This is a genomic window from Acinetobacter guillouiae (assembly GCF_002370525.2).
GTDB lineage: Bacteria > Pseudomonadota > Gammaproteobacteria > Pseudomonadales > Moraxellaceae > Acinetobacter > Acinetobacter guillouiae.
The window spans coordinates 4,335,397-4,351,750 of record NZ_AP014630.1; the positions used below are offsets into that span (position 1 = coordinate 4,335,397).

Annotated in this window: 17 protein-coding genes and 2 tRNA genes; 10 read left to right on the forward strand and 9 right to left on the reverse strand. The window is 39.3% G+C overall.

Features of this window, described 5'->3' with window-relative positions:
• Positions 1-41: 41 nt before the first annotated feature.
• On the reverse strand, positions 42-461 hold the full coding sequence (locus AS4_RS20185) for a hypothetical protein (RefSeq protein ID WP_096735304.1): 420 nt from the start codon (positions 459-461) through the stop codon (positions 42-44).
• Positions 462-644: 183 nt separating this feature from the next.
• On the opposite strand from AS4_RS20185, the gene ompR reads away from it, so the two are divergent.
• From ompR to AS4_RS20200, 3 genes are all read left to right on the forward strand, one after another.
• Positions 645-1,409, forward strand: coding sequence for an osmolarity response regulator transcription factor OmpR (gene ompR / locus AS4_RS20190; RefSeq protein WP_004725363.1), 765 nt, complete (start codon positions 645-647; stop codon positions 1,407-1,409).
• Positions 1,410-1,787: 378 nt separating this feature from the next.
• Positions 1,788-3,248: an ATP-binding protein gene (locus AS4_RS20195; RefSeq protein ID WP_004816608.1), complete on the forward strand. Its 1,461-nt coding sequence runs from the start codon at positions 1,788-1,790 to the stop codon at positions 3,246-3,248.
• 205 nt (positions 3,249-3,453) lie between these two features.
• Entirely contained in the window at positions 3,454-4,977 is a 1,524-nt protein-coding gene (locus tag AS4_RS20200; protein WP_004816606.1) for an acetyl-CoA hydrolase/transferase family protein, read from the forward strand.
• 107 nt (positions 4,978-5,084) lie between these two features.
• Here the strand turns inward: AS4_RS20200 and AS4_RS20205 are convergent, their stop codons facing one another.
• Entirely contained in the window at positions 5,085-6,731 is a 1,647-nt protein-coding gene (locus tag AS4_RS20205) for a GMC family oxidoreductase (protein ID WP_034616844.1), read from the reverse strand.
• 213 nt (positions 6,732-6,944) lie between these two features.
• Here AS4_RS20205 and AS4_RS20210 point away from each other — a divergent pair, with 213 nt between their 5' ends.
• Positions 6,945-7,364, forward strand: coding sequence for a GNAT family acetyltransferase (locus tag AS4_RS20210; RefSeq protein WP_004725355.1), 420 nt, complete (start codon positions 6,945-6,947; stop codon positions 7,362-7,364).
• 45 nt (positions 7,365-7,409) lie between these two features.
• Here the strand turns inward: AS4_RS20210 and AS4_RS20215 are convergent, their stop codons facing one another.
• The 5 genes from AS4_RS20215 to AS4_RS20235 all read right to left on the reverse strand — a co-directional run bounded on the left by AS4_RS20215 (position 7,410) and on the right by AS4_RS20235 (position 10,740).
• Positions 7,410-8,681 (reverse strand): OmpP1/FadL family transporter, encoded by a 1,272-nt coding sequence (locus tag AS4_RS20215; protein WP_096735305.1) that lies wholly within the window; start codon positions 8,679-8,681, stop codon positions 7,410-7,412.
• A gap of 85 nt (positions 8,682-8,766) precedes the next feature.
• Entirely contained in the window at positions 8,767-9,528 is a 762-nt protein-coding gene (locus tag AS4_RS20220) for a class I SAM-dependent methyltransferase (protein ID WP_096735306.1), read from the reverse strand.
• Positions 9,529-9,729: 201 nt separating this feature from the next.
• Positions 9,730-9,805 (reverse strand) — tRNA-Phe (locus AS4_RS20225).
• 132 nt (positions 9,806-9,937) lie between these two features.
• A tRNA-Phe gene (locus AS4_RS20230) sits at positions 9,938-10,013 on the reverse strand.
• A gap of 349 nt (positions 10,014-10,362) precedes the next feature.
• A complete protein-coding gene (locus AS4_RS20235; RefSeq protein WP_004816597.1) occupies positions 10,363-10,740 on the reverse strand; it encodes a GNAT family N-acetyltransferase in 378 nt (125 codons plus the stop codon).
• A gap of 102 nt (positions 10,741-10,842) precedes the next feature.
• Between AS4_RS20235 and hisB the strand changes: the two genes are divergently transcribed.
• The 3 genes from hisB (at position 10,843) to AS4_RS20250 (ending at position 12,783) form a co-directional block, all read left to right on the forward strand.
• Positions 10,843-11,436 carry an imidazoleglycerol-phosphate dehydratase HisB gene (gene hisB / locus AS4_RS20240; protein ID WP_004725347.1) on the forward strand — a complete coding sequence of 198 codons (594 nt, stop codon included), beginning with the start codon at positions 10,843-10,845 and terminating at the stop codon, positions 11,434-11,436.
• A complete protein-coding gene (hisH, locus tag AS4_RS20245; RefSeq protein ID WP_096735307.1) occupies positions 11,436-12,053 on the forward strand; it encodes an imidazole glycerol phosphate synthase subunit HisH in 618 nt (205 codons plus the stop codon). Before hisB ends, hisH begins: the two co-directional genes overlap by 1 nt.
• A gap of 193 nt (positions 12,054-12,246) precedes the next feature.
• Positions 12,247-12,783: a DUF805 domain-containing protein gene (locus AS4_RS20250; protein ID WP_096735308.1), complete on the forward strand. Its 537-nt coding sequence runs from the start codon at positions 12,247-12,249 to the stop codon at positions 12,781-12,783.
• A gap of 41 nt (positions 12,784-12,824) precedes the next feature.
• Here AS4_RS20250 and AS4_RS20255 read toward each other — a convergent pair whose 3' ends face one another.
• Entirely contained in the window at positions 12,825-13,226 is a 402-nt protein-coding gene (locus AS4_RS20255) for a transcriptional regulator (RefSeq protein WP_096735309.1), read from the reverse strand.
• A gap of 124 nt (positions 13,227-13,350) precedes the next feature.
• Between AS4_RS20255 and AS4_RS20260 the strand changes: the two genes are divergently transcribed.
• Together AS4_RS20260 and hisA are read left to right on the forward strand one after the other, a co-directional pair.
• Positions 13,351-14,013, forward strand: a complete 663-nt coding sequence (locus tag AS4_RS20260; protein ID WP_096735310.1) for a 3'-5' exonuclease — start codon at positions 13,351-13,353, stop codon at positions 14,011-14,013.
• A gap of 77 nt (positions 14,014-14,090) precedes the next feature.
• Positions 14,091-14,822: a 1-(5-phosphoribosyl)-5-[(5-phosphoribosylamino)methylideneamino]imidazole-4-carboxamide isomerase gene (gene hisA / locus AS4_RS20265; RefSeq protein WP_004725338.1), complete on the forward strand. Its 732-nt coding sequence runs from the start codon at positions 14,091-14,093 to the stop codon at positions 14,820-14,822.
• Between the two features lie 89 nt (positions 14,823-14,911).
• Here hisA and AS4_RS20270 read toward each other — a convergent pair whose 3' ends face one another.
• On the reverse strand, positions 14,912-15,205 hold the full coding sequence (locus AS4_RS20270; protein ID WP_096735311.1) for an antibiotic biosynthesis monooxygenase family protein: 294 nt from the start codon (positions 15,203-15,205) through the stop codon (positions 14,912-14,914).
• Positions 15,206-15,357: 152 nt separating this feature from the next.
• Between AS4_RS20270 and AS4_RS20275 the strand changes: the two genes are divergently transcribed.
• On the forward strand, positions 15,358-16,293 hold the full coding sequence (locus tag AS4_RS20275; RefSeq protein WP_096735312.1) for a DMT family transporter: 936 nt from the start codon (positions 15,358-15,360) through the stop codon (positions 16,291-16,293).
• The last annotated feature ends 61 nt before the right edge of the window (positions 16,294-16,354 follow it).

Sequence of the window (16,354 nt, forward strand, 5' to 3'; positions counted from 1 at the left end):
CAATTGTTTTGCAAATTAGCAGTGAAAAAAGTGATAAAAGATCATTTTTCTTGAGTTTTTACAGTGCAATCGTGTATTTCATCCTGCTTTGCTGTATTTAAATTGCTTTGTAAAATAATTTTTCCAACTTTCCACTGCGCACCTTTGCGCTGCCCACCGCCATGAGAATTGAAATATTGCAAATCACACGGCTGATACCCCTGTTTACTGAGGCGTTCTTGTACAAATATTGGTGGCGCTTCCATATACATGATTTCTTTCAGCAAAAATGCAGCATAGCGTCGCTCCTTGAGTCGAAAGTTACCCTGCACATCTGTTTGCGTTTCACCAACTCGGACCTGACCAATCGGTTGGTCAAATTGGTCAATCACTTGTCCTGAGATTTCAGGTCTGGAAAGTCGGCTAATACATGCACTTAAAGCAAAACTTATTGCCAAAATACATAAAACTTTCATTTGCATATGGTATATCTTTTTATTTATAAACATAGAATCATCTTAAATCGTTATAGATGTTGTTTTTTGGTTTCAAAACAGCCTGAAAATTGTATTTTTGAGCAATTTGATACATAGTCTTAACAAGAGCTTAGGCAGTATACTGAGATTGACGAATATTTATAATTTACAACATTAAGGGAGTACATCATGAGTTTGGTTGTACCTGCTGAAAATACAGATATCGTACATAACGAAACTGACCGCGTCGAACGCATTTTAGTGGTCGATGATGATGTGCGTTTACGTACCCTTTTACAGCGTTTCCTTGAAGATAAAGGCTTTGTGGTAAAAACAGCCCACGACGCAACGCAGATGGATCGCCTATTACAACGTGAGTTATTTTCACTCATCGTTTTAGACTTTATGCTTCCTGTAGAAGATGGTTTAAGTATTTGTAGACGTTTACGCTCATCAAATATAGATACACCTGTCATTATGCTGACCGCACGAGGCAGTGACTCTGACCGTATTGCTGGCTTAGAAGCTGGTGCGGATGATTATTTGCCAAAACCATTTAATCCAAATGAGTTATTAGCACGTATCCGTGCCGTACTGCGTCGTCAGGTTCGTGAAGTTCCAGGTGCACCAAGTCAAAACGTAGAAGTTGTGTCTTTCGGCCCTTGGTCTTTAGATTTATCAACACGTACCCTGACGCGTGAAGGGCAAGTGGTCACATTAACCACAGGTGAGTTTGCGGTCTTGAAGGCATTAGTTCAGCATCCACGTGAACCATTAACACGTGACAAGCTGATGAATCTTGCACGTGGTCGTGAATGGGGTGCTATGGAACGTTCAATCGATGTTCAAGTTTCTCGCTTACGTCGTCTGATTGAAGAAAACCCTGCACGTGCACGTTATATTCAAACAGTTTGGGGCGTAGGTTATGTGTTCGTTCCAGATGGTGCGGAATAAATAGATCTTGATTCGATAGCATGAATCAGTTTCAAAAGTACTGGTCACATACTTGGTTTTGCATGTGACCAGTATTTTTTTATCCATATTTATTCATCCAAAACAATAGTCTTGATGGCTTTGCCCTAGAGCGATGCTTTACTGATGATTTCACTGGTATTTTAAATATAAGCATATTTGGCGATTCTACAAAAAAGGTGTGATCTCAATGCCATGCATCTCTTATTTTGTTGAGTTTAAAATATTTTAAATCTAAGTATTTATGACCATAAATAAGTTAAAGCCGAGTAACCTAACATTTTTAATATTGCGATAAATCTGCCATCCTTTAAACTAAAATCCATAGATTAACAATATCGCACAGATTGGAATGCTCCTGTGAAATTAGAACCCATAGACCCACAAGAATTTACCGACTTTGTCAGCTACAAAGAACGCAAACGTACACCTTGGGAACGCTTCCTCGATAAAGTTAAACCGCGCTCGGCAGCAATGCGTACTACGGTATTGGTGGTATTCGTGGTGTTCTTTAGCCTGTTTATGTCATTGTGGTTTTTCTGGAAAACACTTTATTTACCTGAAATTCAACAGCATGCACGTTTTTTGGCGGTTGAGCTGGAAATGGTTAATAATCCGCGCTTGCAGATTTACCATGACGAAATCCAACTCGATATTGACGAATGGTTAAAGCAACGGGTTGGGGTCGAATATGTTACAGATCCCAAAGAATACCCAAATGTAAAAGATAAAATTATTGCAGATTTCTTTACCAATCGTATTGAGAATCAGCTTGCAGAAGAATTAAAAATTAAAGATGTGACAGTTTATTTCCAGTTTAAACCCAGTCCACGCATTTGGGTCCAAACTCCTGAAATGAATGGCAATTGGGTCCGTGAACCTCTGAATACCTATGCCAACTATAGTCCTGAACTCATTTTAGCTTGGTTATTGGGTATTCCACTGATTGCTGCGGCGATCATCCTGACACTGGTCAGACAGCTTAATCGCCCGTTACGTCGCTTACAACATGCTGCGAATAGCTACAGTAAAACAGGGAAAGCACCCTACTTGGAAACCAATCATGGACCACAAGAAATCCGTGAGGTAAACCAAGCTTTTAACCAGATGATCTATACACTTGAACAAACTGAACGTGATCGCCAAATCATGTTGGCAGGTATCTCGCATGATTTAAGAACACCGCTAACACGGATCCGTTTAAGCGCTGAGATGATGTCTGATGATGACTTCTTAAAAGAAGGTTTGATTTATGATGTCGATGATATGGATGCCATTTTAAGCCAGTTTATTTCCTATATGCGTGATGGCTCAGATGAAGAGCTTCAAGACACCAATATCAATGCTTTGCTACAAGAACTGATCATTCAGTTTAAACCCTTAGATATTCAGTTCACGCCGCAAGAATTACCCGTCATTACCGCGCGCTCACTGTCGTTAAAACGTTTGATTGGTAATCTCATCAACAACTCAAAACGCTATGGCGCAGAACCCATTGAACTCAGTGCTTTTGTTGAAGATGAGCATATTAAAATCTGTGTAGCAGACAATGGTGAAGGAATTCCCGAAGACCAAATTGAAGGACTTATGCAACCTTTTGTGCGTGGTGATGCTGCACGTACGGTGCAAGGGAGTGGTTTAGGTTTGGCCATTGTCAAACGAATTGTTGATATTCATCAAGGTGAACTGTTGATTTCCAACCGCCCTGAAGGCGGGCTACAAGCCATCATTTCACTACCAACTTCAATAAAAGTTGAGGAAGAACCGATACCTACAAATCCAATTCAAAAAATCAAACAAAGCTTGAGTGATCACTTTTAGTGATTGCTCAATAAACCAACACTTAACTTTGTTTATTTAACAAACAGCCATCATTATTTTATTAATAAATAATAACTTAAAAACCATCATCAGAATTTATACCTGCATTTATTGAAAAAATTAGACCTTAGCATTAGAGGCATGCACAATTCAGTTTGAGGGCGGTACAATCCGTCTAGTTTTGAACAAGAATTGAGCGTAAACCATGTCTTTAGATCGTATTCGTTTAGCATCTCTCCATGACAAAGTCATGAGCGCAGAACAAGCTGCAACTTTTATCCAAGATGGGATGACTGTGGGGATGAGTGGATTTACTCGTGCAGGTGAAGCAAAAGCTGTACCTTTAGCGCTGGTAAAACAAGCCAAAGTGAATCCGTTGAAGATTACTTTAATCACAGGTGCAAGTTTAGGTAATGACCTAGACAAACAATTAACTGAAGCTGGTGTACTTGCGCGTCGTTTACCATTCCAAGTCGATAACACTTTACGTAAAGCTATCAACAACGGTGAAGTAATGTTCATCGATCAGCATTTGTCTGAAACTGTTGAGCAAATGCGTAACCTTCAATTGAAAAAACCTGATGTTGCGGTGATTGAAGCGATTGCGATTACTGAAGATGGTGGCATCATTCCAACAACATCTGTGGGTAACTCTGCAAGCTTTGCAATTTTTGCTGAAAAAGTGATTGTTGAAATCAACACCAACTTAAGCCCTGCTTTTGAAGGCTTACACGACATTTATATCCCAACTTACCGTCCAACACGTCAAGCAATTCCTTTGACGCATGTTGATCAACGTATTGGTACACCTGCAATCAATATTGATCCTGCAAAAATCGTGGGTATCGTAATTAACAACGAATATCATGATTCTCCATCAACAGTGACACTACCAGATGATGAAACTCAAGGTATTGCCAACCACTTAATCGCATTCTTTGAAAAAGAAGTTGAAGAAGGTCGTTTACCTTCGAATCTTGGTCCTTTACAAGCAGGCATCGGTTCGATTGCCAATGCGGTATTAACCGGTCTTAAAGATTCTAACTTTGAAGATTTGGTGATGTATTCAGAAGTACTGCAAGACTGTACTTTCGAATTGATTGATGCGGGTAAAATGAAGTTTGCTTCAGGTTCATCAATTACCCTTTCTGCTAAATATGGCGAAAAAGTATTTAACAACCTAGAACAATACAAAGACAAACTGGTTCTACGTCCACAAGAGATTTCAAACCATCCTGAATTGGTTCGCCGCTTAGGCATCATCGGGATCAATACTGCACTTGAGTTCGATATTTACGGCAACGTCAACTCGACCCATGTCTGCGGTACCAAGATGATGAATGGTATCGGTGGTTCAGGTGATTTCGCACGTAATGCACATTTAGCAATCTTCGTGACCAAATCGATTGCAAAAGGTGGCGACATCTCTTCTGTTGTTCCATTTGCTTCACATATCGACCATGCTGAGCATGATGTTGATATTCTTGTGACTGAACAAGGTCTTGCTGACTTACGTGGTTTAGCGCCTCGTGAACGTGCTCGTGCAGTCATCAACAACTGTGCTCACCCAATGTATCGTGATGCATTGAATGATTACTTTGATCGTGCATGTGAAAAAGGTGGTCAAACGCCGCATATTCTTCGCGAAGCTCTTTCTTGGCACTATAACTTTGAAGAAACAGGCCATATGCTTGCGTCTTTAGAAGATCAAGCTAAAAAATCTGCATAAGATTTTAAATCTGATGTAAAAAGTAAAAACGCCCTTCAGGGCGTTTTTTTTTATGGGCTTATTTGGGTTTGAATGCCCACCCAATCATCTTTTAAATATCTAAAGACTCAGATTGCAACACGCACTTTATCTTTCTTTTCAATAAACGCCACACCAGCTTGGTCCTGATTAATCATCTCAACCGCTTTCTCTGCAATCATAATTGCTGGGGCATTGGTATTGCCATTCACCACTTTTGGCATGATTGACGCATCGACCACACGCAGGTTTTGAATACCATAAACGCGTAACCGTGGATCAACCACAGCCATATCGTCTACCCCCATTTTACAACTTCCTACAGGGTGATAAACGGTATCTGAGCGATCTCTTAAAACTTGGCGAATGTCCTCATCTGTTTTTACTGTGGCTGTAAATAAATCTTCTTTAATCATGCTTTTAAAAGCATCAGATTGCATTAATTTCTGGGTGAGTTTAAAGCCTTTTACCATTTCTTCTAAATCAGATTCTTCACCATAAAAATTCGGATCAATCAATAAAGGATCATCGATACTTGGCCCACTTATCTTAATCGAACCACGACTGACTGGATTTAAAAGGCAGACATGACAAGAAATACCATGCCCTGTGTGCATGGTTCGCGCATGGTTATCCACCAGTGCAATCACAAAATGTAATTGTAAATTCGGTAGACTTTGCTCATTTGAACTTTTAATAAAGCCGCCACATTCAGCAAAATTCGTAGTCAACAAACCACGGCGTTCTTTACGATAACGTCCAATTTGTTTAAATAAATCAATTGAACCTGGAATAGATAAGCCAAAGGTGCCTTGAATTTCACTGACTTTATAACCAAAAATAAAATCAGGATGATCGTGAAAATTTTTACCCACACCAGGCAAGTGTTGTTTTACCTCAATGCCATGTTGCGCAAGTTCTTGTTGGTCGCCAACACCTGACAGCATCAGAATCTGTGGCGACTGCATCGCTCCCGCACTCAATAACACTTCTCGACGTGCAAAGATTTGTTTCAGCTGACCGCCTTGCTTGTATTCCACCCCAACAGCCACGCCATTTTCAATCAAGATTCGCTGAGTCTGTGCATGGGTTTCCACCGTTAAGTTTTTACGATCTCGATGTGGAAATAAATAAGCCCGCGCAGAACTACAACGCTCCCCATTGATATGGGTCACTTGATAAACGCCTAGACCTTCCTGCTCTTCTCCATTGAAGTCATCCAGAATTCGATAACCCTGCTCTTTGGCAGCTGCGATATATTTTTGCTGTAAGGGATTATCACTACGTAAATCAATAACTGAAAGTGGGCCAGCATTACCATGATATTGATTTTTAATTCTTTGGTTATTTTCAGACTTAATAAAATAAGGCAAGACCTCATCATATGACCAACCGGTATTGCCTAAGGCTGCCCAATCATCATAATCTTGTCGATGTCCACGGATATACACCATGGCATTAATTGCCGACGAACCACCTAAGCATTTTCCACGAGGCTGATAACCTTTACGACCATTTAAGCCCTTTTGCGGTACAGTTTCAAAGGCCCAGTTATTGATCTTGGTTGGAATGCTAATCACTGCTGCACAAGGAACTTCTACTTTCCAACCCTCTCCTGAGCCCCCAGCTTCAAGCAGACAAACAGAAACTTGCGGGTTTTCTGATAAACGCCCAGCCAACACACAGCCTGAGCTTCCACCACCGATAATAATATAATCAAATTCCTGTTTATTCACGTGAAGTTCCTTTTTTGTTTTAAATTATGCCTCCATTATTATGCACACTTTCAATCAATAAAAAATCACTATTCTCAGCCTATAGCGTTTTTATAAGTTAACAAACTCAGCAAAAAGTATTTACGCATTGTCTAAAAAATAAACTTATCAACTGCGGTTTTTTATATTAATCTGCTGTAAAGATTGTTTTAAAAAACAAGAGATAAAAATTCTATGTTTATTATCAGACAGTTTCAGGAAACCGATTTAGACGAAGTCATCGCACTGTGGGAAGTCTGCGATTTAACCCGTCCTTGGAACAACCCAGAAATTGATATCTTCCGTAAAGTCGCACAAAAAGACGGATTGTTTCTATTGGCGGTCAAAGATGAACAATTGATCGCTACGGTTATGGGGGGCTATGATGGGCATCGGGGCTGGGTCAATTATCTTGCTGTCCACCCTCATGATCAACGTAATGGTGTTGCAACTGCATTGATACAACAACTTGAAAAGCGTTTAGTTGCATTAGGTTGCCCCAAACTGCAACTGTTAATCCGTAAGGATAATATTGATGTACAAAGCTTTTATGAGCAACTCGGCTATGAAGAAATCGAAGTCGTGTGTTTGGGTAAACGTCTTATTTCAGATTAAAAATCTGTCGAATCCATCTGCTTTCATGGCGATTGACAGAAAAACTTAGAATTTATAGCCATACGACAGCCCTAAAATATCCTGACTCATTTTGAGTTTCGCTTCACCCCCACCAAACGCAGGGGAAATTTTGCCTTTTACTTCATCTTCCAAGGCATGTGTATAGGCAATACTGATTTCTTGATGTTGATCGAGATTCCAAGTTGCGCCCACGCTGAGGTGGTCTTGAATTACCCCAGGAGCAAGAATATTTAAAAACACTTCACTGTCTGGAATCGGTTGATCATTATGACTATAACCAGCTCTTAGTGTGAGTTTTGGATGGGCTTGATAAGACACACCCAGTTTATAGATATTGATATCATTCCAGCCAAATCCTGGCCCTTGTGATGTACCAAAAGCATGACCTTGTTGTAATTGTGCAAGATCAAAAGGATTTCCTACCGATTTCACATCCGAATAGTTAATTCGTTGTATATCCGCAGCCACTGTTAATTGAGGTGTGATGTTGACAGCTGCACCCACACCATAACTTTCAGGAACATCAAAGTCACCTCGTTCAGCAAATAATCCACGATATCGATCAAAGCGATCTGCATTAATTTTTGAAGAATAATTTGCGCCTAAGGTTAAGCGTTGATCAAAGAATTTTCCAGCCCAACCAATACGTGCACCAATGCCAGTCGCAGAATCCTTACCACGATTACTTAAATTTGAAGCATCGGCTGAAAATCCGCTAAACCCAGCAATTCCCCGTGCTTCAAAACGTTGGTAGAGAATATTGGTTGCAATGCCGATAGATTGATTTTCTGCATATTTCCAAGCAACTGCTGGAGTAATGAAAACCTGGGTTAAATCCACTCCTGCTGTTCCACTGTTGCCAAATGCTGCAAATGGATTATTTTTATACCCCGTATTCATTCCACCATTCCCATATATTGCTAAACCTAAAGCAACTTGGTCATTGATTTGATGGTTGAATGCAAGCTCTGGGAGTACAAAATATTTGCGTCCATTGCCATCATATCGACCATTGGCGTTGGGATAAGCTTGTGGCATTTGATTCGCAGTAATCTCAGCTGAACGATCAGGTGAAAACACGGTTGCACCCACATCAATACGATCACCAATCCAGCTTAAGCCTGCTGGGTTATTGGCAATCGTTAATGCATCTTGAAATTGAGCGATTGAAGTCCCTGCATTGCCTTGGGCTTTTACCCCATAGCCATGCATAAAATAGCCTGTCGTTGCAAAAGCGGTAGAACTGAATGCCGATAGCCATACAGCAATGGATAATATTTTAACTGGAGCTTTCATGATTTATCTTACTTTTAAATAATATATAAGTAAGTATATTGTTAGCTATATCTGTTGTAATCAAAGATAAAATGCGATCCTTATTTTATTTGTGCATAAAGCATTTTTTCTTTGATTTTTTAATTTTACCCACTCTTAAAAAAACTGGGAATGTGATGGTTAAATCTGCAAACTCGCTGGTTAATGCTTCAGCTAGATCAAGTAATGGATGATCATGATTTCTTTCGCAATAGTGTTTAATTGCAGACCAAGTAGATAAATACTTTAACAGTTGTGCAGAGGACCACTGATACTGCATCTTAAACTCAGCAACGTTTATTTCATCAAAAGGAAAGGGAATGGTTTTATATTCTTCATCGATATAACGGCGCTCCGCATCCCAATAACCATCTAGTTTTTCAGCATATAAGTTTTGAATCATGGTATTGATGGCTGGATTTTCGACATGAATTAAGCCATAACCGATCACAGCAAGAATACCTTGTGGTTTTAATGTGCGTTCAACTTCTTTATAAAAACCATCAAAATCAAACCAATGAATGGCCTGAGCCACTGAAATCAAATCAAAACTCTGTGCTGTAAATGAAGTCTGTTCAGCAGATTGGACTTGATAGCTGACATTGTCGAAATAAGGCGCAAGGTTTAATTGTTTTTCGCTCATATCCGTTGCAACAACATGATCGAAATAAGGGCTAAGCAATTGAGTAAATTGACCTGAACCCGCACCACAATCCCAAGCAAAACCGCGCTCTGGAACATGATTTAAAATTTCCTGAACCACTTCTTGCGGATAACTCGGTCGAGCTTGCTGATAAAGCTGGCTGCCTGATGAAAATAAATCTTTCATTGTTCTTATAACAATCTATTTCACTTACCAAAGGTTTATCTTACGATATTTATAGTCCATGGCAAGATATTTTGTAAGACAATGGGTTCAATTTACGCATTCAAAATGACATGCTGTTTTAATGATGAACATCAATTTCTGAATTGAAGATAAAAAACAGGCAATAAAAAACCCCAAACAATGTTTGAGGTTTTTCAAATATGGTGGCGAGACCCAGGATCGAACTGGGGACACACGGATTTTCAATCCGTTGCTCTACCTACTGAGCTATCACGCCGATGCGGTGTATTAAGCCGTATCTCAGTTCAATAGTCAATAAAAATCATGACTTTTTTATTCAACCGAATATTTTTTACCCAAAAAAAATCCCTGATGGGATCAGGGATTGAAATCTCAAAGATTTTAAATATGGTGGCGAGACCCAGGATCGAACTGGGGACACACGGATTTTCAATCCGTTGCTCTACCTACTGAGCTATCACGCCGATGGGGCGTATTAAACAATTTAATGGTTTAGTCGTCAAGCATTGAAATCACTAAAATCATTCAATAGTTTATTTTTACAACAAAAACCGCCTATTTATTCTAAATAAGGCTGTTTTTTATACATTTTTCAGCTTTAGAACACAAATTTTGGCACGCTCAATTTGCTGAGCGAAGGTACTCCTCCTTGCTTTAAGTTTTGCAAACTCGATTTAATTTTTCCCCAAAGTGTTTTGGTCATGACTGCTATATGCTACTGAGATCAGCTTAACGTTATAGTTATGGAAAAATAGCCAAATAAAAAAACAACCTGATCAGGTTGCTTAAATTGGTCAAAGATCCAAGATCATCCTAGATTTTACCTAAGTGAGCTAAACAACGATGGATTGCTCCACAGCCCGGCTCAAAGTTTTTAATGCCCTTTTCTTCCTCGATACGACAAACTTCTTCGACCAAACGCTCTGCAACGCCACGTCCGCGGTTAGCAGGATGTACCACAATATTTTCCAAAGTCCGACTTTCACCTTGTCCTGTACACCATAACGCACCAATAATCTTTGTATTAAATTCTGCGACATAAAGTAAGGTATAATGAGCCAAGTTTTGCTCAAGTTGTTCTATGGCATCATGACCATCCCCAAACTCGGGACTGGTGTCATATAATCGCTCAAGCTGATCGCGAACTTCTTCATTTTCTAGTGAAGTTTTAGCATGTACGGTAATAGGCATTGATTAACCCTCCTGAGCAATCTAATATGCTGTCACTTTCGTCACAGCGAAATATCTTTACATCAAACTTTTAATTTTTGACGTTTTTTGAGGAACGTGTCTATGGCGCAACGTATCAGTGAAGTGGTAAGAAACACCAACGAAACTAAAATTCGAGTTCGTGTGAATCTTGATGGTACTGGTCAAGGCACGCTCAATACAGGTGTTCCCTTTTTAGACCATATGGTTGATCAAATCAAGCGTCATGGTTTATTTGACATCGATATTCATTGTGATGGCGACTTAGAAATCGATGATCACCATACTGTAGAAGACTGTGGAATCACACTAGGCCAAGCATTTGCGCAAGCACTCGGTGATAAAAAAGGCTTAAAACGTTATGGTCATTTCTATGCACCACTTGATGAAGCTTTAAGCCGTGTCGTGGTTGATTTATCAGGTCGTCCAGGTTTATGGATGGATATCCCATTTACACGCGCCCGTATCGGCAGTTTTGATGTGGATCTATTTTCCGAGTTTTTCCAAGGCTTTGTAAATCACGCTTTAATGACTTTGCACATTGACAATTTAAAAGGCAAAAATAGCCATCACCAAATTGAAAGTGTTTTTAAAGCATTTGCACGTGCGCTTCGCATGGCCTGTGAAGTTGATCCGCGTGCAGAAAATACTGTTGCATCGACGAAAGGAACCTTGTAATGACCCGTATTGCCCTTCTTGACTATGGCATGGGAAATCTTCATTCAGCAGCCAAAGCACTCGAACATGTTGGCGCAACTGTAGATGTCACAAATGATCCAAAATTAATCGCTCAGGCAGATAAAATCGTATTTCCAGGTGTAGGGGCAATGCGTGATTGTATGCAGGGGATGCATGAAGCAGGTATTGATGAGGTTGTGCGCCATGCTGCGTTTAATAAACCGGTACTTGCCATTTGTGTTGGCATGCAAGCTTTGCTTGAATCGTCAGAAGAAAATGCAGGCACTCAAGCACTGGGTATTTTTGAAGGTGTGGTAAAACATTTTCCAGATATGGACGGCTTAAAAGTCCCTCATATGGGCTGGAACCAAGTCCATCAGGCAGATCCAAATCATCCAATGTGGAAAGATATTGATCAAGATAGCCGTTTTTACTTTGTACATAGCTATTATGTCGAACCCAAAGACCCGTCTCTTGTTGCTGCAACATGTGATTATGGTTTGCAGTTCTGTACAGCTATTCATAAAGAAAATTTATTTGCGACACAGTTCCATCCTGAAAAGAGCCATACAGCAGGTTTACAGTTACTGAAAAACTTTGTGGAATGGAAAATCTGATTTATTCAGGTCAATTTCATCCCGATTTATATCTCTAAAAATCAAGTCAATTGCAGTTGGCTTGATTTTTTTATTTTATTTGGACTTTATTTTTTATCGTCTGTTTATTATGATTCAACCAAATTGAATAAAAATCCAACAATTGATTTTAAAAATTGATTTAAAAACCTTAATTCATTCTAGGAACATAACAATGTCTTCTAATTTTCAAACCCATGATTCAGCTTTAAGTGCCAGTGGACGTTTTGGTCGATTATCCTATTTGGGCTGGAATATGCTGTTGGGTCTATCTATGTTTGTACTGGGTATTATCGCTGCACTATTCATCCCAGCTTTAAGTAACTCACCTTCAAATACGCTCATCTTTATACTCGGCGCAGTTGCGATTATTATTTATATCGCAGTGATCTACTTCAGTTTTATTTTTACAATCCGTCGCTTACATGACAAAAACCAAAGTGGCTGGTTATCTCTTCTTATGCTTTTACCTTTGGTGAATTTATTCTTTTTTGTTTATTTAAGCTGTGCAAAAGGAGATGCTGGGACAAATAACTATGGCGCACCTCGAATGACTCGTGGTTGGGAAAAAGTATTGGCTTGGATTTATATTGTGATCTTCCCGATTAGTATTCTAATTCTTGCAGTTACAGCAATCCCAGCATATCAAAGTTACCTTGACCAAGCGCAACAATTTCAGCAATATCAACAACAAATCAATCAATCTGAATAAATCAGCCGAAATAACCACCCTATTTTTATAAGGTGGTTATTTTACTCTTTGGTGACAAAACCACCTTCTAATGGCTCAACACTAATTTTAATCTCCGCTTTTAAATTTAAAGCTGCATAACGGTCTTTAATTTCGTTGATCAATTGTTCCATGGTGACATGGCTTAAATCCAATTCAGACTCAGCATATGCTTTGGTCACTAGATCTGCTTTATCTTGCTGTTTAGATTCCATATTCCAGCGTTCAGTCATCCCAACTAAACGCGCCAATTCAATTAAGCTTTGCGCACTCGACGGTGTTGAGTTTTGCAACCATTTGGTCATGGTTCCTTTTGAAGTTTCGAGTACGTTAACAATATCACTGGCTTTTATATTTTTATCCTGAATTAATTGCTTTAAACGCTTGGCGCCTTCTATAAAAAGATCATCATCTTTTTCAACCATACAATTTATTCCTGTGTTTTTGACCCACAAAACTATCATCTTTTATTCAAAGTTTGTTATAACACAATATGGTTAATATTTTTAATGCTTAAACTGGTCGACTAAAATTTGTGAGCTTAAATTTGTGAATATTCAAACTCAGCAACTTCCTAGTAAAGAACAAATTCAGAGCTTTCCCCGTTTTCAAAATTTGCCTTTGAGTAACATTGTTGTAGTCAATAGCTTGCAACAATGCCAAGCGATTGAAGCAGAATTAAAAACGGCGCACATTTTTGGTTTCGATACTGAGTCCAAACCTACCTTTAACAAAGGTGAAATTCAAACTGGCCCACATCTTATTCAATTGGCGACATTTGAAAAAGCCTATTTATTTCAAGTTTCCCCAGATATTTTGGCTTTTCTAGCGACCTTTTTTGAAAATCCTGATCAGATTAAAGTTGGTTTTGGCTTAAAAAATGATGCACATTTATTCCGTAAAAAAGGCATGCAACTCAACAGTGTCATCGAACTTTCAAAATGCTTTTCGAGTTTTGGCTTCAATAATCCTTTAGGAATTAAAAATGCTATGGCATTGCTATTCCAAGTCAATTTCCCTAAAAGTAAATCAATTAGCACCTCAAATTGGGCACGTAAAATCCTCACAACACCACAAATTGAATATGCTGCAGCCGATGCCTATGCCGCACTCTTAATTTTCGAAGCCTTACTGGATTTAGACTTAATACCTGACACGATTGCACATACTCAGCTTAAATTGAGCATTCGCGCCAATAAAAGCCGAAACTGACACTTAGAAATTGATCAAGTTTTTGCTAAGATGAAGATCAATAAATTCTTCATTGAGATTAAGCAAGGAGCGAAAGCATGCTGATCATCCCGGCAATTGACCTGAAAGATGGTAAATGTGTTCGTTTAAAACAAGGTCGTATGGAAGACGATACCGTATTTTCTGATGATCCTGTTGCAACAGCACAGCATTGGGTAAATGAAGGCGCTCGTCGTTTGCATTTGGTTGATTTGAATGGGGCTTTTGCTGGAACACCAATTCATAAACCTGTTGTTGAAGCAATTGCAAAAGCACAGCCTGAACTGCCAATCCAGATTGGCGGTGGTATTCGCTCTTTGGAAACAATCGAACATTATTTAGATGCGGGCGTTTCTTTTGTCATCATCGGGACCAAAGCAGTTCAAAATCCTGAATTTGTTGAAGAAGCCTGTAAGAAGTTTGCGGGACACATTATTGTCGGTATTGATGCGATCAATGGTATGGTTGCAACTGATGGCTGGGCAAATGTCACTGATGTAAAAGCCACTGATCTTGCAAAACGTTTTGCAGATGCTGGTGTATCGAGTATTGTTTATACCGATATCGCACGTGACGGTATGATGCAGGGTGTCAATGTTGAACAGACAGTAAACCTTGCGCAATACTCAGGTCTTCCAGTGATCGCCTCAGGCGGTGTAACCAATCTGGATGATGTGCGTAATTTAAAAGGTAAACCAGGTATTTTAGGTGCGATCACAGGTCGTGCAATTTATGAAGGCACATTAAACCTACGTGAAGCGCAGCTGTTATTGGATGAACAAGGCTTTTAAGTTCCCAGCCTAGATTGGATTAAAAAAGAGAACCGAGATGTTCTCTTTTTTATGCGTTAAACAAGGTATTTAAATCACTACATCCAGATTTAAACCAATGTTTTTTCAAAATGTTGCATTTCAATTTTACTTGCTAAAAAGGGCTTCATTGCCATAAACCACTGTTTAAATTCATCTGTTTTCATAAAAACATCTGTATGGGTTTTAAGATCAATCCAGTGAATTTGTAGTATGTATTTTTGATTGTCTTCTATACCACGAATCAATTTAAATTTTTCACAACCTTGGGCATTCCGGAAAGTGTCTGATAATTCATAAAATTTCTTTTCAAAAGCCATTTGTTGACCATCAACAATATGAAATAAAGCTTGTTCGATCACCATGATTTATTTCTCTTTATCAAAATTTTAATCCAATATGCTAGCACGACTGCATGACAATTGAGTGATTTAAATACCCGATTACTCAGCTTAACATCTGCACAATACTGTGCTTTCGCGTAAAATAGCCCTGCTCTTCTACATTACTTTATTTTATGTCTTCCTCTCCCCTCGCTTTATTTTTAAAGTCCAGAACGCCTCAAATTGCACTGATCCTGATGACCATGATTTGGGGTGGTACATTTGTCATTGTACATTATGCCCTAAACTATAGTTCCCCTATGTTTTTTGTCGGTTGTCGCTTTGCTGCAGCAACCATTGCAGTTGGCTTACTGTCTTATAAATATCTAAAAGGTATCAATTTAAAAGAACTCATCGCTGGTGCACTGATTGGCGGCATGATTGCCGCAGGGTATGGCTCGCAAACTGTCGGTATGCAAACCATCAGCAGCAGTGAGTCTGCATTTTTAACAGCATTATATGTCCCCCTTGTACCGATTCTTATCTGGGTGCTTTTTCGCAAAAGACCACATATCATGACTTGGCTCGGTGTTTTACTGGCGTTTATCGGTTTAATTTTTTTGACAGGAAATGGTTTTCATCACATTGATTTAAATACGGGGCAAATCGTTACATTGGTTGGTTCGTTTGCAATTGCTATGGAGATTATTCTCATCGGGCACTTTGCAGGGAAGGTCAATATTCAGCGTGTAACGGTGATTCAACTTGCCTTTGCTTCATTGATTTCATTTGCCAGTATGCCTTTTGTCGGTGAGCTGCATATTCCAGTCTTTTCATGGCAATTGGTGATGCTTGCAGTTGGACTGGGCTTAACCAGTGCTTTATTACAATTAACGATGAATTGGGCACAACGCTCTGTCGATCCTTCTCAAGCGGCCGTGATTTATGCTGGCGAACCAGTTTGGGCAGCTTTATTTGGAAGAATTGCAGGTGAACGCTTGCCTTTGCTGGCTCTTTTTGGTGGTTTACTTGTGGTATTGGGGGTGATCATCAGTGAATGGAGACCCAAATTTTTATACACACGACAGCTTAAAGAAAATTCAGTTGAGATAGAAAAACAGCGTTCTTAATCAGAACGCTGTTTTCACTAAAATTACACTTTGATCAAGCTGTATTGTTCGGCAACAAAAT